18 protein-coding genes and 1 pseudogene are annotated in these 22643 nt (G+C 73.0%); 13 read left to right on the forward strand and 6 right to left on the reverse strand.

Going from position 1 to position 22643, the window contains the following annotated elements; genetic code table 11:
* The first annotated feature begins 12 nt into the window (after positions 1 to 12).
* Positions 13 to 633, forward strand: coding sequence for a TetR/AcrR family transcriptional regulator (locus M5362_RS28730; RefSeq protein WP_260230719.1), 621 nt, complete (start codon positions 13 to 15; stop codon positions 631 to 633).
* Positions 634 to 740: 107 nt separating this feature from the next.
* On the opposite strand, the gene M5362_RS28735 is transcribed toward M5362_RS28730, so the two are convergent.
* Complete coding sequence (locus M5362_RS28735; protein ID WP_260230720.1) at positions 741 to 1547, reverse strand: class II aldolase/adducin family protein; 807 nt, start codon at positions 1545 to 1547, stop codon at positions 741 to 743.
* Positions 1548 to 1693: 146 nt separating this feature from the next.
* Between M5362_RS28735 and M5362_RS28740 the strand changes: the two genes are divergently transcribed.
* Together M5362_RS28740 and M5362_RS28745 are read left to right on the forward strand one after the other, a co-directional pair.
* A complete protein-coding gene (locus M5362_RS28740) occupies positions 1694 to 2377 on the forward strand; it encodes a ThuA domain-containing protein (RefSeq protein WP_260230721.1) in 684 nt (227 codons plus the stop codon).
* Between the two features lie 93 nt (positions 2378 to 2470).
* Entirely contained in the window at positions 2471 to 3862 is a 1392-nt protein-coding gene (locus tag M5362_RS28745; protein ID WP_260230722.1) for an NADP-dependent succinic semialdehyde dehydrogenase, read from the forward strand.
* A 54-nt stretch (positions 3863 to 3916) separates the two neighbouring features.
* Here M5362_RS28745 and M5362_RS28750 read toward each other — a convergent pair whose 3' ends face one another.
* Both M5362_RS28750 and M5362_RS28755 read right to left on the reverse strand, forming a co-directional pair.
* Complete coding sequence (locus M5362_RS28750; RefSeq protein WP_260230723.1) at positions 3917 to 4936, reverse strand: PHP domain-containing protein; 1020 nt, start codon at positions 4934 to 4936, stop codon at positions 3917 to 3919.
* 13 nt (positions 4937 to 4949) lie between these two features.
* Complete coding sequence (locus M5362_RS28755; RefSeq protein ID WP_260230724.1) at positions 4950 to 7037, reverse strand: SpoIIE family protein phosphatase; 2088 nt, start codon at positions 7035 to 7037, stop codon at positions 4950 to 4952.
* A gap of 90 nt (positions 7038 to 7127) precedes the next feature.
* Between M5362_RS28755 and M5362_RS28760 the strand changes: the two genes are divergently transcribed.
* The 4 genes from M5362_RS28760 to M5362_RS28775 all read left to right on the forward strand — a co-directional run bounded on the left by M5362_RS28760 (position 7128) and on the right by M5362_RS28775 (position 13100).
* A complete protein-coding gene (locus M5362_RS28760) occupies positions 7128 to 10448 on the forward strand; it encodes a BTAD domain-containing putative transcriptional regulator (protein WP_260230725.1) in 3321 nt (1106 codons plus the stop codon).
* Between the two features lie 259 nt (positions 10449 to 10707).
* Positions 10708 to 10908: a hypothetical protein gene (locus M5362_RS28765; RefSeq protein WP_260230726.1), complete on the forward strand. Its 201-nt coding sequence runs from the start codon at positions 10708 to 10710 to the stop codon at positions 10906 to 10908.
* 208 nt (positions 10909 to 11116) lie between these two features.
* Positions 11117 to 12295: an acyl-CoA dehydrogenase family protein gene (locus tag M5362_RS28770; RefSeq protein WP_260230727.1), complete on the forward strand. Its 1179-nt coding sequence runs from the start codon at positions 11117 to 11119 to the stop codon at positions 12293 to 12295.
* A gap of 205 nt (positions 12296 to 12500) precedes the next feature.
* Entirely contained in the window at positions 12501 to 13100 is a 600-nt protein-coding gene (locus M5362_RS28775) for a GNAT family N-acetyltransferase (RefSeq protein ID WP_261366573.1), read from the forward strand.
* Positions 13101 to 13208: 108 nt separating this feature from the next.
* Here the strand turns inward: M5362_RS28775 and M5362_RS28780 are convergent, their stop codons facing one another.
* On the reverse strand, positions 13209 to 14099 hold the full coding sequence (locus M5362_RS28780) for an MBL fold metallo-hydrolase (protein WP_260230729.1): 891 nt from the start codon (positions 14097 to 14099) through the stop codon (positions 13209 to 13211).
* A gap of 284 nt (positions 14100 to 14383) precedes the next feature.
* On the opposite strand from M5362_RS28780, the gene M5362_RS28785 reads away from it, so the two are divergent.
* Positions 14384 to 15271: an aminoglycoside phosphotransferase family protein gene (locus tag M5362_RS28785; RefSeq protein WP_260230730.1), complete on the forward strand. Its 888-nt coding sequence runs from the start codon at positions 14384 to 14386 to the stop codon at positions 15269 to 15271.
* Positions 15272 to 15281: 10 nt separating this feature from the next.
* Here the strand turns inward: M5362_RS28785 and M5362_RS28790 are convergent.
* Together M5362_RS28790 and M5362_RS28795 are read right to left on the reverse strand one after the other, a co-directional pair.
* Positions 15282 to 15485, reverse strand: a pseudogene (locus tag M5362_RS28790) (cytochrome P450); the annotation flags it as partial.
* A gap of 14 nt (positions 15486 to 15499) precedes the next feature.
* Positions 15500 to 16066: a hypothetical protein gene (locus tag M5362_RS28795; RefSeq protein ID WP_260230731.1), complete on the reverse strand. Its 567-nt coding sequence runs from the start codon at positions 16064 to 16066 to the stop codon at positions 15500 to 15502.
* A 184-nt stretch (positions 16067 to 16250) separates the two neighbouring features.
* Here M5362_RS28795 and M5362_RS28800 point away from each other — a divergent pair, with 184 nt between their 5' ends.
* From M5362_RS28800 to M5362_RS28820, 5 genes are all read left to right on the forward strand, one after another.
* Positions 16251 to 17345, forward strand: a complete 1095-nt coding sequence (locus M5362_RS28800) for a sensor histidine kinase (RefSeq protein ID WP_260230774.1) — start codon at positions 16251 to 16253, stop codon at positions 17343 to 17345.
* On the forward strand, positions 17342 to 18091 hold the full coding sequence (locus M5362_RS28805) for a response regulator transcription factor (RefSeq protein WP_260230732.1): 750 nt from the start codon (positions 17342 to 17344) through the stop codon (positions 18089 to 18091). The genes M5362_RS28800 and M5362_RS28805 overlap by 4 nt, the downstream gene beginning before the upstream one ends.
* A gap of 180 nt (positions 18092 to 18271) precedes the next feature.
* Entirely contained in the window at positions 18272 to 19363 is a 1092-nt protein-coding gene (locus M5362_RS28810; RefSeq protein ID WP_260230733.1) for a GNAT family N-acetyltransferase, read from the forward strand.
* A gap of 69 nt (positions 19364 to 19432) precedes the next feature.
* A complete protein-coding gene (locus M5362_RS28815; RefSeq protein ID WP_260230734.1) occupies positions 19433 to 20329 on the forward strand; it encodes an oxygenase MpaB family protein in 897 nt (298 codons plus the stop codon).
* Positions 20311 to 22632 (forward strand): serine/threonine-protein kinase, encoded by a 2322-nt coding sequence (locus M5362_RS28820; RefSeq protein ID WP_260230735.1) that lies wholly within the window; start codon positions 20311 to 20313, stop codon positions 22630 to 22632. The genes M5362_RS28815 and M5362_RS28820 overlap by 19 nt, the downstream gene beginning before the upstream one ends.
* The last annotated feature ends 11 nt before the right edge of the window (positions 22633 to 22643 follow it).

Here is a 22643-nt window from a genome sequence, read left to right on the forward strand (position 1 = left end):
GAGGACCCACCCGTGCCGAAAGGTGTCACCAAGCGCCGGCCCCGGACCCGGGCTGCCCTGCTCAAGGCCGCTCTGGAGACCTTCGCCGAGCACGGATTCCACGCCACGTCGATCGAGCAGGTCTGCGAGCGCGCCGGCTACACCCGGGGCGCGTACTACTCGAACTTCGCCAGCAAGGAAGAGCTCTTCCTCGCCCTCTTCGACGAGCACAGCGAGCGGACCGTACAGCGCCTCGCGGAGGCCGTCGACAGCCTCGCGGCCGAGGACTACACGCTGGAGCGGCTCGCCGAACTCGCCTCCCGCATCGAGCCGGACGAGCGTGACTGGTACCTCGTCACCACGGAGTTCACCCTGCACGCCATCCGGGACCGGCAGGCGGCGTGGGTGCTGGCCCGGCACGACGCCCGGCTCCGGGCGGAGATCGCCCGGGGCCTGACGACCGTACTGCGCCGGGCGGGACGAGAACTGACCGTGGACGCCGACCGGTTCGCCCGGATGCTGATCGCCCTGCGCGAGGGCGGACTCGCGCAGAGCTACGTCGAACCGGACGAGCTTCCCCCCGGCACTCTGGAACGGGACTTCCTGGCCCCGCTGTTGGAGGCGTCGACGCGGAAGGTCGAAGCCGACCGCTAGCCCGGGCGTCCGCGCGAGGGGCCGGCCGAGGAGCCCGGCCGAGGAACCGGCGGCTCCGTCCGACGGGTCCGTCCGGCGGTCCGTTCCGGCGGGTCCGTCCGGGCGGCTCAGTCGAAGAGGTCCGGGTCCGATGCCGTGATCTGGTCCCACAGCGGACGGGCCTGGAACCAGCCGGCCAGGTGGGTGCCGACCTGGCCCCGGGTGATGAGGGCCGTCTCGCGGTCGATCAGCTGCGGCGTACCGGCGGCCATCGCCAACAGCTGGGCCTGGCACGAGCGTTCCATGGTGATGAACCACCAGACGGCCTCGGCGACCGAGTGCCCGACCGTCAGCAGCCCGTGGTTCTTGAGGATGACCGCCTTGTGTCCGCCGAGCGCCTTGGCGACCCGCTTGCCCTCGTCCAGCTCGTTGACCACGCCACGGTAGTCGTCGTAGATCCCGTGGTCCTCGAAGAAGGCGCAGGCGTCCTGCGTGATCGGGTCGAGCGGGATGCCGAGGCTGGAGAACGCCTTGCCGTGCAAGGAGTGCGAGTGAGCGGCGGCGACCGCGTCCGGGCGGGCCGCGTGCACCTGGGAGTGGATGACGAACGCGGCACGGTTCACCGGGCGACTGCCGGAGAGCACGGTCCCCTCGTGGTCGACGAGGATGAGATCGGAGGCCTTGATCTGACTGAAGCTCATCCCGAACGGATTGACCCAGAAGGCCTCGGGGTTCTCCGGATCACGGACGGTGATGTGCCCGGCGACGCCCTCGGAGAAGCCGAACCTCCCGAAGAGCCGGAACCCGGCGGCGAGTTGCTCCTTGCGGTACCGGCGCTCCTCCTCGACGGACTCGAACGTCGGCGGCAGGGGGAGGGTGACCCCTTCGGGCAGTGGCCCCACGGCGGCGGCCAGGGCGGACGGGAGAGTGCTCACGGGGGCTCCTCACGACGGCGTGACGCGATGCCCGCCAAAAGATACAGAGATGTATCCGATTCGCCAATGGTTGCGGTGCGGGGACATGGTTGGCTACGGTCGGTCGGCCTGGTAAGCGCTTACTTTCCTCCTGGGGAGCTCCTCTCGTGCCGATCGCGGACGTCCTGATCTACACCCGCACCGCGGGCTACCGTCACGACTCGATCCCGGCGGGCGCGAAGGCCCTCGCGGAGCTGGCAGGTGAGGCGGGGTACGGGGCCGAGGTGACCGAAGACCCGGCCGCCTTCACTCCGGAGCGGCTCCGGCGGTGCGCGGCGGTGGTCTTCCTCTCGACCACGGGGTCGGTCCTGAGCGCCTCGGGCCGGGCGGCCTTCGAGGCGTACGTCACGGGAGGCGGGGGCTTCCTCGCGATCCACGCGGCCGCCAACGCGGAGTCGGACTGGCCCTTCTACGGCGAACTGCTCGGCACACGCTTCGACGGCCACCCGGAGATCCAGCCGGGGGTGGTGTGCGTGGACGCGCCCGACCACCCGGGGACGGCCGCGCTGCCGGCCCGCTGGTCCTGGACGGACGAGTGGTACAACTTCACGTCGAACCCCCGGGACCAGGGCGTACGGGTCCTGGCCCGCGCGGACGAGTCCACCTACCGGGGCGGGACACTGGGCGCGGACCACCCGCTGGTGTGGTGCCGCGGGACCGGAGCCGGCCGGGTCTTCTTCACGGCGCTGGGGCACGCGGAGGAGGCGTACGAGGACGAGACGTTCCGGGCGCACCTGGCGGGGGCGCTGCGCTGGGCGGCGGACGGGGGCGGCTTCTCCGCCGGGCAGTGACGGGTATGGCGTCACCCCCGTGCCCCCTCCCCGATTGCGGTGGGGCTCCGGGCGCGGGAGGGTTCCTGTGGGGCGGACGGCAGGAGGAGACCAATGGGGATCGCCACCGTGAATCCGGCCACGGGCGAGACGCTGCGCACCTACGACGCACACGGACACGACGAGATCGAACGGCGGATCTCCGCCGCGTACGAGACGTACCGGCAGTACCGCACCACCTCCTTCGGTGAGCGCGCCCGCCTGATGCGCCGCGCCGCCGACCTCCTGGACGAGGACGCCGAGGACGTCGCGCGCACGATGACCACGGAGATGGGCAAGCCGATCGCGGCCGCCCGCGCCGAGGCCGCCAAGTGCGCCAAGGCCATGCGCTGGTACGCCGACCACGCCGAGGCGCTGCTCGCCGACGAGCACCCCGCCCCGGCCGACGTCCAGGACTCCGGCGCGGACGCCGCCCGCGTCCACTACCGCCCTCTGGGCGCGATCCTCGCCGTCATGCCCTGGAACTTCCCGCTCTGGCAGGTCATCCGGTTCGCCGCGCCCGCGCTCATGGCCGGCAACACCGGCCTCCTCAAGCACGCCTCCAACGTGCCCAGGACCGCTCTCTACCTCGGCGACCTCTTCCGCCGCGCCGGCTTCCCCGAAGGCTGCTTCCAGACCCTTCTCGTCGGTTCCGGCGCCGTCGAGTCCGTCCTGCGCGACCGCCGGGTCGTCGCCGCCACCCTCACCGGCAGTGAGCCCGCCGGGCGTTCGGTCGCGGCCATCGCGGGCGACGAGGTCAAGAAGACGGTCCTGGAGCTGGGCGGCAGCGACCCGTACATCGTGATGCCCTCGGCCGACGTGCCCCGCGCCGTCAAGACCGCCGTCACCGCCCGCGTACAGAACAACGGCCAGTCCTGCATCGCGGCCAAGCGCTTCATCGTCCACGGCGACGTCTACGACGACTTCGCCGAACGTTTCACCGCCGCCATGAACGCGCTGACCGTCGGCGACCCCCTCGACGAGTCCACCGACGTCGGCCCCCTCGCCACCGAGCAAGGCCGCGCCGACCTGGAGGAACTCGTCGACGACGCCGTGGAGAAGGGCGCCACGGTCCTCTGCGGCGGGTCCCGCCCGGAGGAGTTCCCGCGCGGCTGGTTCTACCGGCCGACCGTGCTGACCGGCATCACGCCCGAGATGCGGATCCATCAGGAGGAGACCTTCGGTCCGGTCGCCACGCTCTACCCGGTGAGCGACATCGAAGAGGCCGTGACCGTCGCCAACGACTCGCCCTTCGGGCTCAGTTCGAACGTCTGGACCCGAAACGACGAGGACATCGCCTTCTTCGTACGGGACCTGGAGGCCGGGGGTGTCTTCGTCAACGGCATGACGGCCTCCCACCCGGCGCTCCCGTTCGGCGGGGTGAAGCGCTCCGGCTACGGCCGCGAGCTGGCCGGCCACGGCATCCGGGAGTTCTGCAACCCGACCACCGTGTGGCAACGCAACTGACTCGGCGGTGAGTTCTGCCACGCGATCGCCGCGTGGCACGCGACCGCCGCTCGCCTACCGCTCTCCGTCCCCCGCCCACGCCAGCAGCTGCTCCGCCGGCCAGGTGTTGATCACCCGCTCGGCCGGCACCCCGCATTCCTCCGCCCGCGCGCACCCGAAGATCTGCCACTCCAGCTGTCCGGGTGCGTGCGCGTCCGTGTCGACCGCGAACCAGACGCCCGCCGCCACCGCCTGCCGCAGGAGCCGGCGCGGCGGATCGAGCCGCTCCGGACGGCTGTTGATCTCCACGGCCGTCCCCGACTCGGCGCACGCCGCGAAGACCCGCTCCGCGTCGAAGGTCGACTCGGGCCGCAGCCGCCCCCCGCTCACCAGCCGCCCCGTGCAGTGACCGAGGACGTCCATCAGCGGATTGCGTACCGCCTTCTCCATGCGTCGCGTCATCGAGGGCGCGTCCATCCGCAGCTTGGAGTGGACCGAGCCGACCACCAGGTCCAGCCGCTCGAGCAGTTCAGGCTCCTGGTCCAGCGAGCCGTCCTCCAGGATGTCGCACTCGATCCCGGTCAGCAGCCGGAAGGGGGCCCACTCCTCGTTCAGCCGTGCCACGACGTCCAGTTGCTCGCGCAGCCGGTCGGGGGACAGGCCGCGGGCCACCTTCAGGCTGGGCGAGTGATCGGTCAGGACGGCCCACTCGTGTCCGATCCGCGCCGCCGTCCGGCCCATGTCCTCGATGGTGCTGCCCCCGTCCGACCACTCGGAGTGCAGATGGCAGTCGCCCCGCAGCGCTGCCCTGAGGGTCTGCCCACCGCTGACCTCCGGCACGGTGATCTCGGCCTCCAGGCGTTCCAGATACGCCGGGACCCGCCCTTCGAGAGCTTCCTCGATCACCGCCGCCGTCTTCGGTCCGATGCCCTTGACCGACTCGAGGGTCCCCGCCGCCACACGCTGCCGCGCCTCGCCGTCCGCCAGGGCCGCGACGGCCGCGGAGGCGGTACGGAACGCCCGCACGCGGTACGTCGGCGCCTGCGAGCGCTCCAGCAGGTAGGCGATCCGGTCCAGCGCCGCCACGGGGTCCATGCCCGCTCCTCACTCAGCCTGGGCCCGTCGACGCGGACGCGACCGTCGCGTGCACCGGGCCGATCTCGCACCACACCGCCTTGCCCTCGCCGCGTGGCTCCACACCCCACCGGGACGCCAGCGCGTCGAGCAGCAGCAGCCCTCGCCCCGAGGTCGCCGCCTCGCCCGGCGTACGCCTGCGGGGCCAGGCGCTCGACCGGTCCTGCACCGAGAGCCGTACCCGGCGCACCGGCTCCGGCAGCACCTCCAGCGTGAGCACCGCTCCGCCCTCGGTGTGCAGCAGCACGTTGACGAGCAGCTCGCCCGTCAAAAGCTCGGCGTCGTCGGCCAGTTCGGCCATGCTCCAGTCCCGGAGCGCCTGGCCCACCGCAGCCCGCGCGTCCGAGAGACCCTGCGGATCCGCCTGGTGGATGTACTGGTGGATGCGCGGGGCCCGAGGCGTACCGGGGTCCGGGCTGCGGCGCAGGACGAGCAGCGCCACGTCGTCGCCCGCGCCCCACCGCTCCCACAGCTGCTCCGACAGATGGTCCGCGAGCGCCTCCGCCTGCGGGGGGCCGCTGCTCATCGCCGCGGACAGCGCGTCGAGACCGGACTCGATGTCCGAGCCGGGCTGTTCGACCAGGCCGTCCGTGCAGAGCACCAGCGTCTCGCCGGGTACGAGGTCGAGCCGGGTCTCCGGGAACTCCTCGTCCCCGAACACGGTCGCCAGGCCGAGCGGCAGCCCGCCCCGGAGCTTTGGCTGCCCCACCCTGCCGTCCGTGTGCCGGATCAGCGGCCCCAGATGGCCGGCGCGCACCGCGCGCACGGTCCCCGTGCCCAGGTCGACCTGGGCGTAGGTGCAGGTCGCGAAGCGGTTGGTGTCGAGTTCGGCGAGGAAGCGGGAGGCCCGGGCCAGTACGGTCGACGGCGCGTGGCCCTCACCCGCGTACGCCCGGAGCGCGATCCGCAGCTGGCCCATGATCGCGGCCGCGTGCGTGTCGTGCCCCTGGACGTCCCCGACGACGACCCCGACCCGGCCCCGGGGCAGCGAGATCACGTCGTACCAGTCGCCGCCGACCTGCCGCCCGCTCCACGCCGCGTGGTACCGGACCGCGATCTCGCCGCCGGAGATCGCCGGGATGCGCCGCGGCAGCATCGTCTCCTGCAGCCCGGTCGCCAGCTCGCGCTCCTCGTCGAAGAGGATGGCGCGCTGGAGGGACTGCGCGACGATCGCGGCGAGCCCGAGCAGCAGGTTGCGCTCGTCGGCGTTGAACGTCGAGCGGCGCCGGTAGAACAGCGCCATCCCGCCGAGCGAGCGCGCCTGGGCGATCAGGGGCAGGTAGCAGGCGGACCGGAACCTCAGCCGCTCGACGTACGGGGCGAGTTCCGGGAAGTCCCGGCCGAGGGTGGAGAACGTGGGCACGAACCGGGGCCGCCCGCTCAGTACCGCTTCGGCCAGGGGCAGGCCCCGGTCGAGGCGGCGCGAGCGGAAGTCGTTCAGGGCGTCCAGGGACTCCCCGCTGAGCGCGATGACGTTGAGCGAGCCGTTCTCCACGAGACCGAGCGCGAGCCCGTCCGCGCCGAGCCGGGCGAGACCACTGGGGCCGGTCATGGCCGCCGTCACGTCGTCGACCGTCACCGCCCGCGACAGCGCGTGCGTGGTCCGCTCGACGATGCTCGTCTGGACCTCGCGGCGCTTCTCGAGGTCCAGGACGAATTCGGAGTGCGTGACCTCGGCCGTCGTGTCCCGGACGATCCCCACGATCCGGTGGGCCATCCCGTCGGCCGTGCGCAGAATCCGTGCCTGCACATGCGTCCACTGGGGTGTACCGTCCTCGTCCGCGGTCTCGAAGTGCGCGGAGTACGAGGTCTCGCCGCTGGTGATGGCACGGTGGATCACCGCGTCGAGCCGGGCCCGCTCATCGGTGTCCAGGCGCTGGACGAGGGTGGCGGGGCGCCCGTCGAACGCGCCCGAGTCCAGCCCGAAGACCAGCAGCCCCGCCTCGTCGACGTCGATGGTGCCCGTGTCGAGGTCCCAGTCGAAGCTGCCGGTCCGATTCATGGCGAGCCGCTCGGTGGGCCCGATCTCGCCACTGTGCGTGCCCCGGTCGTCATCGGTCATCCTCACCATTGTCGAACCCGCGCCCCTCGGACGCCATGGCGGCGACACACCGCGTGTCGGAGTCGTGACCTGTCGGGGGAGAATGGGCCGGTGATCATCGCGTACCGCGTTCTCGGCCCCTGCCAGGCCGTTCTGGCCGACGGCCGGGAGGCCGCGCTCGGCGGAGCCCGGCTCAGGGCCCTGCTCGCGGCGCTGGCCGCCGCCGGCGGGCGTGGCGTCCGTACGGGTGAGCTGATCGAGGCGATCTGGCAGGACGATCCGCCCGGGGACGGCACCGAGGCGCTCCAGGCCCTGGTCGGACGGCTGCGCCGGGCGCTCGGGAGGGAAGCGGTGGTCTCGCTCGCCGGCGGGTACGGGCTCGCGGCGGGGCCTGAGGACGTGGACCTGTACGTGTTCGAGCGGCTGGCCGGAGAGGGGGCCGGGGCGCTTGCGGCCGGGGAGGCCGACCGGGCGGCACGGCTGCTCGACGAGGCGCTCGGGCTCTGGCGCGGCCCCGCGCTCGCCGATCTGCCGGGCCGCGGCGGCGACCCTCTGGTCGTACGGGTGGAACAGCGCCACGCGCGCGTGCGCAGGGACCGGCTCGCCGCCGCCGTGGCCCTCGGCCGGGCCGAGACGGCGATCGCCCCGCTGGAGGCCCTGGCGGCCGAGCACCCCCTGGACGAACCCCTCCAGGCGCTCCGCATCCGCGCCCTCGGCGCGGCGGGCCGCGCCGCCGAGGCGCTGTCGGTCTACGACGAGGTACGGAGCGTCCTCGCCGACCGGCTGGGGGCGGACCCGGGGGCCGAACTCCGATCACTGCACGCGGAGTTGCTCGCGGGCCAGGAGCCGAGGGCGGAGCCCCACCGCGTCCCTGCCCGGCTGACCTCCTTCGTGGGGCGCGACAGCGAACTCCACTCCCTGGTGGCCGAACTGGAAGAGCGGCGTCTGGTCACCCTGCTCGGACCCGGCGGGGTGGGCAAGACCCGGCTGGCCCTGGAGGCCGCCGAACGCGGTGCGGGGCGGTGGCCGGACGGCGTACGGATCGCCGAACTGGCCTCCGTTCGCGCGCAGTCCGACGTTCCTGCCGCTGTTCTGACCGCTCTGGGCGGGCGCGAGACGCAGTTGTGGGGCGGCGACGCCCGTGACGAACTCACCCGGCTCGTGGAGTACTGCGCGCCGCGTCGGCTGCTGCTCCTCCTGGACAACGGCGAGCACGTGGTGGGCGCGGCGGCGGAGCTCGCGGAGCAGCTGCTCGCGCGCTGCCCCGGGGTGACGGTACTGGCGACGAGTCGCGAACCGTTGGGCGTACCAGGGGAGTTCGTACGTCCCGTGGAGCCGCTGCCTCAGGACAAGGCGTTGCGGCTGCTGGCGGACCGGGGCGCCGCCGCCCGTCCGTCCTTCGACCCGGCCGACGACCCCGAGGCGTGTGCGGAGATCTGCCGGCGACTGGACGGCCTCCCGCTGGCGATCGAGCTCGCGGCGGCGCGTCTTCGCCTGCTGGCGCCGCGCCAGATCGCCGACCGCCTGGACGACCGTTTCCGGCTGCTGACCTCGGGCGCCCGGACCGCCCCGCCCCGCCGGCAGACGCTCCGGGCGGTCGTCGACTGGTCCTGGGACCTCCTGACCGATCCCGAACGCGCCGTCCTGCGCCGTCTGTCGGTCTTCTCGGGCGGCTGCGGCCTCGGGGCGGCGGAAGCGGTCTGCACGCCCTCCGCCGACGCCCCGGCGGGATCCGCACGCGCGGAACAGGGGGCGCGCGCTGCCTCCGTAAGGGCGGCGGCGTCGCCCGGTGACGCCCTGGATGTGCTCGGTTCGCTCGTCGACAAGTCGCTGGTCGTCGCCGCGCCCACCGACGACGGGACCATGCGCTACCGGCTCCTGGAGACCGTCGCCGAGTACGCCGGCGAGCGGCTCGACGAGGCGGGGGAGCGGGCTGAGGTCGAGCGGCGCCACCTCGTCCACTACCGGGAGCTCGCCCGCACCGCAGACCCCGCGCTCCGGGGCCCGGGACAGGACGTCTGGCTGCGCCGGCTCGAACGCGAGCACGACAACGTGACGGCCGCCCTGCGGACCGCCGTCGACCACGGCGAGGAACAGGAGGCGCTCTGCCTCGTCCTCTCCATGAGCTGGTTCTGGCAGCTCCGTGCCCGGCAGGCCGACGCCCGCTCCTGGTCCGCCGCCGCGGCCGCCCTCGGCCCCGACCCGTTCGCCGCGCCCGTACGACACGACGTACCCCGCGCCGTACCCCTCGCCGACCGGTGCACCGACACGCCGCCGCCCTGGTCGCAGGAGCAGCTGTGGGAGGCGCGCCGAGGGTGCCGGCTGCTCGTCCTCGCGTCCGAGGGCGGCGAGGGCGCCACCGCCCTCCAGCGCCCCGGGATCCGCGCGCGCCTCGACGCCATCGTCGCCGCCTACCGCCCCGGCCTGCCGCAGAACTGCCGTCAGCCCGGCAGCATGTGGTTCTTCGCCCGTCTCATGACCGGGGAGTTCCACAGCCTCGACGAGACCCTCGATGCGCTCCTCGCCGCGTGCCGCACCGAGGGCTTCGACTGGGAACTCGCCTTCGCCCACCTCCTGCGGGCGAGACTCCTCGGCGGCCGGCCCGACGACGCCGAAGCGGCCCTCGCCCGCTTCGGGCGGATCCAGGACGCCTGGGGCATCGCCGAATCCCTCGCCGCGCGCGGCGAGGCGTACGAGCGGTCGGGCAGACTCGCCGAGGCCGCCGCCGACTTCGAACGGGCCGCGCACGCGACCGCCGGCCTGGGCGCCCGTGCCCAGGTCCCCCTCTCCAAGGCCCGGCTCGCCGCCGTACGGCTGAGGATCCCCGCCGACGCCACGGAACGTTCGGAGGCGGAGCGGCTTCTCGTCGAAGCCGCGGAGGAGGCTTCCACGGAGTCGAGCGGGGAGCCCGTCAGCACGGCCCGGCTGCTCCTCGCCCAGCACTACGGAAACACCGGACGAACCTCCCTCGCGAGGGAACAACTGGACCGGATCGAAGAGGAGTTCAGCGGAGAAACGCCCGACCTCTTCATCGGCCTGACCGGGGGACTGCGCGGCTGGCTGGACTGTCTCGACGGCGCGTTCGCCGAGGCCGCGGCGCGGCTGACCCGCTCCGTACGGGAGGTGGAGAGCCTCGCGTACCTGGTGGCCCCGTACCTCGTGGTCGGCCAGTTCGCGACGGCGGCCTGGGCCAAGGCCGGACTCGGCGTGTCGACCGCCGCCGAGGACGGCGCCCGCCTGCTGGGCGCGTACGACGCCCACGGCGCCGGCCTGGGCGGCGGGGGCTTCCGTCCCCTGACCGAGCAGACCGAGTCGTCGGTGCGGCAGCGGGCGGAGCGCGCCCTGCGCGCGGTACTGGACCCGGAGACGTACGCGCTGCTGTACGCGGAGGGTGGCGGCCTCTCCGTGAAGGAGGCCGCCGCCCTTGTCTGATCCTCTGAATCCTCGGCTGGACATCCAGGCGAGCGACGCGCGACCGAAGGTGACGCGGAGCATCCGCGGGGTGACCGCAAGCGTCCGCCGAGTTCCCCGCCGCGCCGTTCCGGCACGTCCCGGCACCGCTCCGGCACCGTCCCGGCACAGCGACGCGGTGCCGGGACCCGGCCCGGGCGGCGCGGCGACCCGGCCCGGATGCGGTACGGGGACCCGGACACGAGAATGGCCGGTACCGGAAGAACTCCTAGGAGGCGGCATGAACGCTGAGTCCGACAAGACATCCCGGGGGGACAGCCCGACGCCCGACCGCCTCTTGCACGCTGGGTCGGAGGGCGAATACACGGCGGAGGACCTGGTCCTCGCCTCAGGTCGTGACGTGAATCCGAAGAGCATCGCGTGGGCGGAGCGCCGGATGGCGGAGAAGGGACGCGCCTCCCTGGACGAGCTCCTGCCCTGACCCACGCCCGGAAGATCCCCATACCGTCCCGGCCCGGCCGCTGACCCGCCGGGCCGGGACGGTTCGCGTTCTCACCCGCCGGGCCGGGACGGTACTGGCTCGCCCGCGACCGCTCGGGACCGTCGCGGGGCTTCCCCATTTGTGGAACACGTTCTACCGTGGCCGCCGTCGCGCGCACGGTACCCAGGACGCCGCCACGGGAGGCCCCATGCACCTCGAGTACACGCCCGCCCAGCACCGTCTGCGCGAGGAGCTGCGTACGTACTTCGCCGAGCTCGTGCCGGACGACGTCCACGCGCGCTACGCCGACCCCGCCGCGCAGAAGCGGTTCTACCGCGAGACGGTCCGCAGGCTCGGTACCGACGGCTGGCTCGGCGTCGGATGGCCCGTCGAGTACGGGGGCCGGGGGCTGAGCCCCATGGAGCAGTTCATCTTCTTCGACGAGGCCGCCCAGGCCGGCGTCCCGCTGCCGCTGATGGCCCTGAACACCGTCGGCCCGACGATCATGCAGCTCGGCACGGACGAGCAGAAGGCGTTCTTCCTGCCGAAGATCCTCTCCGGCGAGATCGACTTCGCCATCGGCTACAGCGAGCCGGACGCCGGCACCGACCTCGCCGCCCTGAAGACCCGTGCCGTCAGGGACGGCGACGAGTACGTCGTGAACGGGCAGAAGATCTGGACGACGAACGGCGACACCGCCGACTGGGTCTGGCTGGCCGTGCGCACGGACCCCGACGCCCCTGCCCACAAGGGCATCACCATGCTGCTCGTACCGACGAACGACCCGGGCTACTCCTGCACCCTCATCAACACCCTCGCCTCGCACGACACCACCGCGAGCTACTACGAGAACATCCGTGTCCCCCTCTCCCGCCGCGTCGGCGAGGAGAACAAGGGCTGGCGGCTCATCACCAACCAGCTGAACCACGAGCGCGTGACGCTCGCCGCGCACGGCACCATGGCGATCCGCGCCCTCCACGATGTCCAGCGCTGGGCCGCCGACACCAAGCTCGCCGACGGCCGCCGCGTCATCGACCTCGGCTGGGTACGCCGGAGCCTCGCCCGCACGCACACCAGGCTCGACGCGATGAAACTCCTCAACTGGCAGATGGTGAACGCCGTCCAGCAGTCCACCCTCACCCCGCAGGACGCCTCGGCCGTCAAGGTCTACGGCTCCGAGGCCCGCCGCGACGCCTATGCCTGGCTGATGGAGGTCGTCGGCTCGGCCGGCGCCCTCAAGGAGGGCTCGGCGGGAACGGTCCTCCACGGCGAACTCGAACGCGGCTACCGCTCGGCGGTCATCTTCACCTTCGGCGGCGGCAACAACGAGATCCAGCGCGAGATCATCTCCTGGATCGGCCTGGGCATGCCCCGCGTCCGCCGCTGACCGCCGGACCGCCACGAAGGAGCGGCCGATTGCACGGGCGGCGCCGGCGAGCGTGAAATCGCCGCTCTCCTGCCCTGTTCGAGCACCTGCCGGTAGGCTCGGTCCGCTGGTGGACGAAGGTGCGCCGGCGTCATGGCCGCCACCAGGACCGACCGGTGGGCAATTGCCTCGCGAGTGAGCCGTCCCGCGATCTACCCTCGCTGCCATGACGTCACACGAAGCGCCTGCAGGCTCCCGGATCGCTCTTGGTGGTGCCGGCCTGGTGATCCGGCAGGAGACCGCTGACGACCACCGGGACGTGCGCGAGGTTCATACGCGCGCCTTCGGTGACAGCGATCGGGTTCCCGGGCTCGTGGAGGCACTTCGCGTTGCGGAGGCCGCGTTGGCGCCGATGTCGTTCGTCGCCGTCGTTGATGACCGGGTCGTCGGGCATGTCCTGCTGAGCGCGACGCGGTTGGATGCTCCGCGCCGGATCGTGGACGTCCTGTCGCTGTCACCGCTGGGCGTGCTCCCGGAGTTCCAGGGTCAGGGCATCGGTACGCGGCTCATCGCCCACGCGCTTGAGGCGGCCGACAGCCAGGGCGTGCCGTTGGTGTTCCTGGAGGGTTCGCCGTACTACTACGGCAAGCGCGGCTTCGAGGGTGCCGGCGCGGTCGGCTTCCGTTCGCCGTCGCTGCGTATCCCTGAAGCCGCGTTTCAGGTCGCCCGGCTGTCCGCTCACGAGCCGTGGATGACGGGCACCTTCGTCTACTCGGAGGTCTTCTGGGCCTTCGACTGCGTCGGCCTGCGCGACCCCGAGGGCTGAGGGGCTGACCAGATCGACGGCTGATCGCTCGTCCAGAGGTGATCGTCCTGCCTGCGGCGACCGTGACGAGAGGGAGCCGCTGCCTGCCGGGCCGAGTGCTGCGCGGGGCTAGACGGCGCGAAACCGGCCCTTCTCGGCCTCGGCGACCAGCCCCGCGCCGATCAAGCGGTCCAGGTGCCGCGCCGCGGTACGTCGCTCGACCGGCTCCACGTGGGCGCCTTCGACGTGCGGCCGGTAGACCAGCCTGCGCCCGGCGATCTCCTCGACCGTGCGCGGCTCGTCGAGGAACTCCAGGAGGATCGCGTCCCGCTTCTCCACCACCCCGGCGAAGTCGTCGAGCCGCCTGGAGAACTCCTCGGCGCCCTCGATCACGCCCTTCTGATGGGCCGTGCCGTACCAGCGCGCACCGATCTCCCGGCATCGGCGCATGGACGCCTCGAAGTCCGGGAGGCTGCTGCCGACGTCTCCGTAGAACGGACCGAACGATGTCAGGTCGATGTCCGCCACGTACAGGAAGCCGTCCGGTTCGACCAGGAAGCCGCTGTGGCCCGCGGTGTGGCCGGGGAGGTGTACGACGGTCACGGTGCGGCCGCCCAGGTCGAAGACCGTGCCGTCGGTGAACGCTGTCGCGTCCGGGCGGTCCCGTACGTGGAACCGGTCGCGCAGCATCGCCTCCGTGTGCTCGGTGGCGTCCGGCGGGAGGCCGTAGCCGGCGGCCATGACCGCGCGAGATCGAAGAGCGGCGAGATCCTTCTGGTGGGTGTGGACGGGCACCTCGTAGCATCCGAGCCCTGCGATGTGATCCTCGTGCGCGTGGCTCACGAGCGCCGTGTCCGCGGGCGGAGCCGATCCGACGAGCGACAGCGACGGGTCGATGACCAGCGTTTCGGCACGGCCGCGTACCAGCACGGAGTTGGCGTGCGGGTAGGCGCCTCGCCCGGCACCGACGAGCACGGTGACTCCGCCGTACTCCACTTCTGTGTATCCCGGGGTGAGCATGGTCGCCACTCCTTCGTCCGTGAGCCGCTGAGGCGTTCCTCGCCTACGCGTCGCCCGCCCTCGCCGCCGTCCTGATTGTGCCCGTGGTCGCCCACGCCACCCCCACCCCGCCGAGCACCCTGCGGGAGTGGGCCGCCGCCGTGAGTCGCGGTGAGGCCTGATGCTCCATGTCGGTGGTCCTTTTCGGATGAACGTGGGGGATTGTCGCGTAGGGCGGGTGGTCGTGCGGGTAGGCCGGAAGTACGGCCGAGCTTGCGGACCACCCCACCGAGAAGGGCCCTCACGTGCTCGACTCTCCCCTGCCCGCCGACCTGCGCCAATGGGTCACGTACCGTCTGCCCGGACTCGAGCGCGTCCTGGACGTCTCCTGGTCCCGGGGCGACTCCAGGGTCTGGCGTGTGTCCTCCGGTACGGGGGCGGCGTACGTGAAGCTGAGCCCGACCCCGGAGGACTTCGCGCGCGAACTGCACGGCTACGAGCACGCCGCCCGCTCCCTGGCCGAGGGCGAGGCCCCTCGCCTGCTGGCCGCCGATCCCGCACTGCGGGCCCTCATGACCACGCCGCTGCCCGGCCACATCGTGAGGGGTCTGCCTCTCACGGCCGCCGCCGAAGCCCGCGTGCACGAACTCGCCGGGCGGCTGCTCAGGCGGTGGCACGATCACCCCGTCCCGTGCCCGGACGGCGCACGCGACGGCGTCACGGCGTCGGTGGCCGCGCAGGTGGACGAGGCGGCGGTCTGTCTGGAGCGCACCGGCGAGCACCTGGACGACGCCCAGCGCGCCCTGGTCCGGCAGGTGTGCCGAGAGCTGCCCGCGCTGGCCGAGGACCTCCCGCTGGTGTTCCGGCACGGCGACTACTCGACCCGCAACTGGCTCTGGGACGCCGGCCACGGCACCCACAGCCTGATCGACTTCGAGAAGTCCGGCCACGGCATCGCCGTCGAGGACCTCGTGTGGCTGTGCTGCGCCGCCTGGCCCACGCGCCCGGAGCTCGAGCCGGCCTTCCTCGCCGGATACGGACGTGAGCTGTCCGACACCGAGCGGCGGGCGCTGCCGCTGTTCGCCGCGCGTCTGGGCGTCGCCCACCTCAACGCGGGGATCGCCAAGCAGGAACCGGTCCTCGTCGATCGCGGCCGGACGATCCTCACCCGTATGGTGCACGCCGCCGGGTGACCGGCCCCCGTCAGGGGCGCACGCCGGCGATGCCGATGCGCAGATGGCGCGGGCCGCGCAGCACCGCGTTGTGGCGGTACGGCGGCGGGTCCTCCAGCAGCCGCGGCGTGTCGAGGCGGCGGGCCAGCGCGGACAGCGCGAGCTGTGCCTCCAGGCGGGCCAGCGGTGCGCCGAAAGAGGAGTGGATGCCGCTGCCCAGACCGAGGTGCTGGATGCCGCCGCACGCGGTCAGCGGCGGCGCAGGGTGCGGCGGGCGTAGTCGGCGGTGACGATCATGAGCAGGGGGCCCCAGGCCACCAGGGGGAGGTAGCAGAGGGTCATCACCACGCCTGCGAGGCCCTGCGGGGACTCCGGGGAGCCCATGTTGTCGGGGCTGTTCCAACCGAGGACGCCGAGGATGCCGCCTACGGTCAGTACCAGGGCGCCCAGGGTCGCGGGGATGATCACGGCGAGCGGTCTGACGGTCCGTCCGCCGATCACGGGGACCCATCGGGGAACCACCCGGCCCCAGGGGCGGACCAGGCCGAGGGTGAGGAAGGCCAGCACCTCGGCGAGGACGCTCAGCGTGACCATGTAGACGCTGCCCCAGCCGGGGACGTCCCGGTGGAGGAAGGCGAGTGCCTCGCCGGTGAAGCCCATGGTTGCCCCGAAGGCGAAGGGGATCCGCCACAGCCCCGAGGGCACGGTGCTCCAGAGGGCGGCCTTGGCGGCGAGTTCGGCCCAGCGGGGAGCCGGAACGACGGCCGTGCCGGAGGAGGGTACGAAGGTCCGGGCGGACGTCTTGGTGTCGATCATCGGTCTGACTCCCTTGTCCAGCTGCTCGGTCGGCCGCTGCGATGCCTCAACTCTGCTGCTGGGACAGGGGACGACGGCAGATGCCGATCGGGCTGTTCGGGCCGCTCGGACCGGGTTCGCCATGTGCCGATCGGCACAGGCGGCCGCCCACGGCGAACCATAGGGTGGGGCGCATGTGGGGGACATGGTGATCGGGCGGATGGTCGTGGCCGCGGTCGTGCCGGGCGCCGCGGTGCTCGGCCTGGTGGTGCGGCGACGGCGCGGGACGACGGGGGCGGCCGGGACGGCAACCGCGGCGGGCGCGGCCGGGGTGGTGTCGCTGACGGTCACCGCCGGTACCTGGGTCTTCGGCCGGCTGGCGGAGACGGACCGATGGCCCGCACTGCTGGGGCTGGTCGAACTGGGCGTGCTGCTGGCGCTGGTGGCGGTCGCGCTGCGCGGCGGCCGCGGGTGGACCGGGCCGGTCGCGGCCGGCACCGCCGGACTCGGCGTGGCGCTCTGGCCGGCCCGCTTCGAGGCGCTCGACGAGCCGGGAGACCTGCTGACCTTCGCCGGGTTCGGCGCGGTCCTCGTCGTACCGGCGGCGCTGGCCGGACTGTACCTGCGCGGCCTCGACACCTCCCGGCGCCGCTCGGTGGCTGCCGCCCGTCGCGCCCAGCGGCTCGAACTCGCCCACGACCTCCACGACTTCGTGGCACACGACGTCAGCGGCATGGTCGCGCTGGCGCAGGCGGGCACCGTCCTGGCGACCTCCGACCCGTCGCGGGCGGCCGCGCTCTTCGAACGGATCGAGCAGGCCGGGCAACAGGCGCTCGGCTCGCTCGACCGCACCGTCCATCTGCTCCGGACTCCCGAGGAGAACCAGGGCGTGGAGCGGGTGCCACAGCCGGGCCTCGGCGAACTCGCCACCCTGATACGGCGGTTCGATGAGTCGGGCGAGGCCGACGTGCGTCTGGAGCCCCTTCCGGAGGGGGCGCAGGTGCCGCGCGAGGTGGCGGCGACGGCGTACCGGATCGTCGTGGAGGCGCTGACCAACGTGCGCCGCCACGCGCCCGCCGCGCGCGCCGTGACGGTACGGGTGTGCAGCGCCGACGGCCGGCTGTACGTCACGGTGGACGACGACGGGCCGGGCGACCGGGCGACCGGATCACGCCGGGGCGGCGGCAGCGGGCTGGCCGGCCTCGCGGCCAGGGTGGAGGCGCTGAGCGGCACTCTCACCGCCGCCCGGACCGACGGCGGCTGGCGGGTCGCCGCCACGATGCCCCTGGAGGGCCGATGAGCATCAAGGTTCTGCTGGCCGACGACGACGAGGCGATCCGCAGCGCGTACGCGATCATCCTGGGCGCCCAGCCGGACATCGAGGTCGTCGGCGCCGCGGCCGACGGCATGGAGGCACTCGAACTGGCCGCGCGCCTGCGGCCGGACGTCGTCCTCGCGGACATCCGGATGCCGCGGCTGGACGGCCTTGAGCTGACCAGGCGGCTGGGCGAGGAGTTCCGGGTGGTCGTGGTGACCACGTTCGACCTGGACGAGTACGTGCACACGGCGCTGCGGGCCGGGGCCGCGGGCTTCCTGCTGAAACGGTCCGGTCCGGCCCTGCTGGCGGAGGCGGTACGGGCTGCGGTCGCCGGGGACGCACTGATCAGCCCGCAGATCACCGTACGGCTGCTACGACAGCTCTCCCAGCCACAGCCACAGCCCCAGCCGCAGCCCCAGCCACAGCCCCAGCCACAGCCCCAGGCTCAACCCGAGCCACCTGCCCAGTCGCAGCTCCCGGTCCCGCATCGGCCTGCGCCGGCGGGAACCCGCGCGCCTGGCGGGCTGGAGGCGCTGACCGCCCGCGAGAGCGAGATCGCCGGACTCGTGGGCGACGGCGCCACCAACGCCGAGATCGGCGCGGCCCTGTTCATCACGCCCGGGACGGTGAAGAACCACCTCGCCACGATCCAGCGCAAGGTCGGAGCCCGCAACCGCGTCGGCATAGCGGCCTGGGCCTGGGACCGCGCCCGCACGGCGGGCCGCTGAAGACGGAGGCCGCGACCGTCGATCCGACGCTTTCGGCCGCCCGCCATCGCACCCGCCCTGCCCTTGCCCGCGCGCCCGCCCTGCCGTCGCCCGCGCGCCCGCCACCGCACCCGCCCTGCCGTCGGCCGGCTCTCACCGTTCACGGCACACTGTGCAGTTCACCGTATGAATGGAGACCCCATGACGGACGTACCCGACCCCTCCCGGCCGGCCCACCTCGGCGGTCCGGCGGACGCGGCCCACCCCGCCGACCGGACGGACGCGGCCGACGCGGCCGCCGAGGGTGCGCCCGTACACCCGTCGTACCCGGTGCGAACGAAGCGGCTGAGCCTGCGTCCCGTACGCCGGGACGATCTCGAAGCCATCCACGCCCACCGCTCGTTGCCCGAGGTCGCGCTCTATCTGCCGCACGAGCCGCACACCCGGGAGGCGACCGCCAGGACCATCGAGCGCGCCCTCGACCAGGAGGCGCTCGCCCACCCCGGTGACTGGCTCGACCTGGCCGTGGAGGACGAGTCCGGCCGGGTCGTCGGCGAGGTGCTGCTCCGCCGCGAGCCCGACGAGCCGGCCACCGGACAGGTGGGGTTCGCCTTCCACCCGGACGTGCACGGCACGGGCATCGCCACCGAGGCCGTCTCCGGCGCGCTCGACATCGCCTTCGAGGCCTTCGGCTGGCGCCGCGTGACAGGGATCTGCGACATCCGCAACCTGGCGTCCGCCGCGCTCATGCGCCGTATCGGCATGCGCCACGAGTCCGTCCTCCGCGACGGCACGTTCCTCAAGAACGCCTGGTGCAGCGATTCGGTGTTCGCCGTGCTCGCCCACGAGTGGCGCAGGACTCCGCCGCGCTCCGCGGACGAACGGGCCGTCGACACGGCGGTCGGCGCCTTCCTCTCCGCGTTCACCCGCCGGTCCGGAGGGGCGGTCACCCTGGACGCGGCCCGGGCGGTCCTCTCGCCCGACGCCGTGATCGAGTACGTGGCGACGGACGGCCAGGTCACGCGGATGGACGTCGACGAGTTCCTGGTCCCTCGTCAGGAATACCTGAACGGAACCGAGTTGACCGACTTCGAGGAGTTCGAGGTCCAGTTCTCGGCCGTCGTCGGCGCCGACCGCGCCCTGCGGAGCTCGCTCTATTACAAGCACGGCATCCGCGAGGGCACCCCCTTCCGGGCCTGGGGACGCAAACACACCCGGCTGACGAGGACGGCCACCGGCGACTGGCTCATCGACTCCATCACCTGGGCCGACGACCCCGAAGTCCGCGGCTGAGCCACGCGCGCCGGTCCGGATTCGACTCTCCGCAGACGATCTGGCGCCAACACCCGTAACCTGAACGGTATGAGGCAGGACGCCGACCCCGGACTCTTCGGCCCCGACTCCGTCACCTGGCAGCTGCACGGCGACCCGGTGATGTGGATCGCCGGGGTCCGCGCCCTGTATCTACAGGCCCTGCACCCCGTCGCGGTACGCGGGGTGATGATCAACAGTGACTTCAGGAACGACGCCTGGGGCCGGCTCCTGCGGACCGCGAACTTCGTCGGCACGATCAGCTACGGCACCACCGACGCCGCGGAGGCGGCCGGCGCCCGCGTGCGGAAGATCCACCGGCTGCTCGGCGTCGACGACCCCGAGCTCCTCCTCTGGGTGCACTGCGCCGAGGTCGACTCGTACCTCTCGGTCGCGCGCCGCTCCGGCATCCCCCTCACCGACGCCCAGGCCGACCGCTACATCGACGAACACCGCGTCTCCGCCCGGCTCGTCGGACTCGACCCGCGCACCGTGCCCGCCACCGCCGACGAACTCGCCTCCTACTTCGAAGCCGTACGCCCCGTCCTCGCCGCCGGCGAGGACGCCCGCACCGTCGACACCTTCCTGCGCCGCCCGCCCGTCAGTCGCGCCCTCGTCCCGGCGCGCGAGATCGTCTGGCGGCGCGTGGCATCACTCGCGTACGACTCCCTGCCCCTCTACGCCCACGAGCTCTACGGCCGGCCCGCGCCGCCGCCCGACACCGTCACGTTTCGGCTGACCGCGGCCGCCAACCTGCTGCGCTCCGTCCCCGCCAGGCTCCGTTGGCGGCTGCCGCCAGGTCACATCTTGAACGCGATGGCCCGGCTGGGCCCCGACGCACGCCCCGCACCGTACAAACTCCGCAGCAAGGCGGCCATACTGGACGGGCCGGGGAGGGCGCAGCGAATCGACGGGGGCGACAGCACGCGATGGCGGAGACCAGGCTGATCCAGGGCCGGTACCGGCTGCACGACGTGATCGGGCGCGGCGGTATGGGCGAGGTGTGGCGCGCCACTGACGAGTCGCTCGGCCGCAGGGTGGCGGTCAAGTGCCTCAAGCCGCTGGGACCGCAGCAGCGGGACCCGCACTCCCTGACGGTGCTGCGGGAACGGTTCCGGCGCGAGGCCCGGGTCGCCGCCTCGCTCCAGCACCGCGGGGTCACCGTCGTCCACGACTTCGGGGAGTACGACGGGGTGCTCTTCCTCGTCATGGAGCTGCTGGAGGGGCACAACCTCAGCCAGCTCCTGGAGGAGAACAAGCAGCACCCGCTGCCGGTGCAGGACGTCGTGGACATCGCCGAACAGGTCGCCGACGCGCTCGCCTACACCCACCGCCAGGGCATCGTCCACCGCGACCTCAAGCCCGCCAACATCATGCGGCTCGGCGACGGCGCCGTGAAGATCTGCGACTTCGGGATAGCGCGCCTGGGCGCCGACATCGGTTTCACCTCCAAGCTCACCGGCACGGGCATCGCCATGGGCACCCCGCACTACATGTCGCCGGAGCAGATCAGCGGCGGCGACATCGACCACCGCAGCGACCTGTACTCGCTGGGGTGCGTGCTGTACGAGATCGCCACCGGAGCCCCTCCCTTCGACCTGGACGACGCCTGGGCCGTCCTGGTCGGCCACCGCGACACCCCGCCCGAACCCCTGCGGACGCACCGTGCCGAGCTGCCCGACTACCTGGAGCGGATCGTCCTCGACCTGCTCGCCAAGACGCCCGACGGGCGGCCCACCGACGCGGGCGACCTGCGCCGCAGGATCGTCTCGGCCCGCACGGCCCCCGGACATGGACCCGCCGCGCATGGACACGGGCCCTCCGCACACGGACACGTCGGACATACCAACCACGGCCCCTCCGTGCACGGACATATCGGACACACCGGACGCGCGCCCGCGGCCCTCCCCGCCCCCGGGCCCGATGCGGCGACCCCGCGCCGGCTGCCCTCCTGGGCACGGGGGATGACCACCGGGCACCGCGTCACCGCCGATTCCATCGCGCTGCGCACCGTGGCGTACGACCCGGCCGCCGAGCTCACGGGGGAGTGGACGACCCCGTCGCGCGTCGTTCCGCAGCCGTCCGCGGACCGCCCGGAAGGTCCCGCTCCGGCACAGGAGCTCCTCGCCGTGCTCGCCAGCCGGCACAGGGCGGGTCTCAGCCTCGGCCGGCTCGGCCGTTGGGACGAGGCGGAGGACGTGCACCGGTCCGTCGTCGCGGGCCGGGGCGTCGCCCTCGGCCCGGAGCACCCCGACACGCTCGCCAGCCGGTACGAACTCGGGTTCACGCTCAGCAGGCTCTCCCGCCCCGCCGACGCCCTGCGCGAGTTCGGCCGCGTGGCCGACGCGCGCGAGCGGGTCCTCGGGGCGGACCATCCCGACACCCTGGCCGCGCGCCAGGAGACGGCGTACGTCCTCGGCCGGCTCGGGCGACACGCGGAGGCGCACCAGGTGTACGCGGCGGTGCTCGACTCGCGGGAGCGCATCATGGGCCCCGAACATCCCGACACCCTGCGCTGCCGCCACAACCTGGCCTTCAACCTGGGCCGGCTGGGACGCCTGGACGAGTCGTACCGGATGGCCACCGAGGTCGCCGGGGCGCGCGCCCGGCTGCTCGGCGACGAGCATCCCGACACTCTGGTGACGCGGTACGAAGTGGCGTACACCCTGGGCCAGTTGGGCCGCTGGACGGAGGCGCTCGCCACCTATCGCGAGGTCGCCACGGCGCGCGGCACCGTCCTCGGACCCGACCATCCCGACACCCTCGCCGCCCGCTACGAGGTGGGCATCTGTCTGGGCAGGCTCGACCGGAGCACCGAGGCGCTGGAGCTCTACCGCGAGCTGGTCGACGCCCGTACCCGGGTTCTCGGCCCCGACGATCCCGAGACCCTGCGCGCGCGCCACGGCCTCGGCGTGAACCTCGGGCGCCTCTCCCGCTGGGAGGAGGCCGTGGAGGAGGCCCGTGACGTGTGCTCGATCCGCGAGCGCGTCCTCGGCGACGATCACCCGGACACCCTGGTCAGCCGACGCGAGATCGCCGTCGGCCTCGGCTGGCTCGCCCGCTGGTCCGACGCGCTCGTGGTCTACCACCAGGTCGCCGAGGCACGCGCGCGTGCCCTCGGAGACGACCACCCCGACACTCTCTCCAGCCGCCACGACGAGGCCCACTGCCTCGAACGCCTCGGGCGGCACACGGAGGCCGTCGAGCTGTACCGCCGAGTCGCCGCCCTGCGCGGCGACGACGGAGCCTAGACAGAGCACCC

Origin of the sequence: Streptomyces sp. Je 1-79 (genome assembly GCF_025195125.1) — a bacterium.
Taxonomy (GTDB): Bacteria; Actinomycetota; Actinomycetes; order Streptomycetales; family Streptomycetaceae; genus Streptomyces.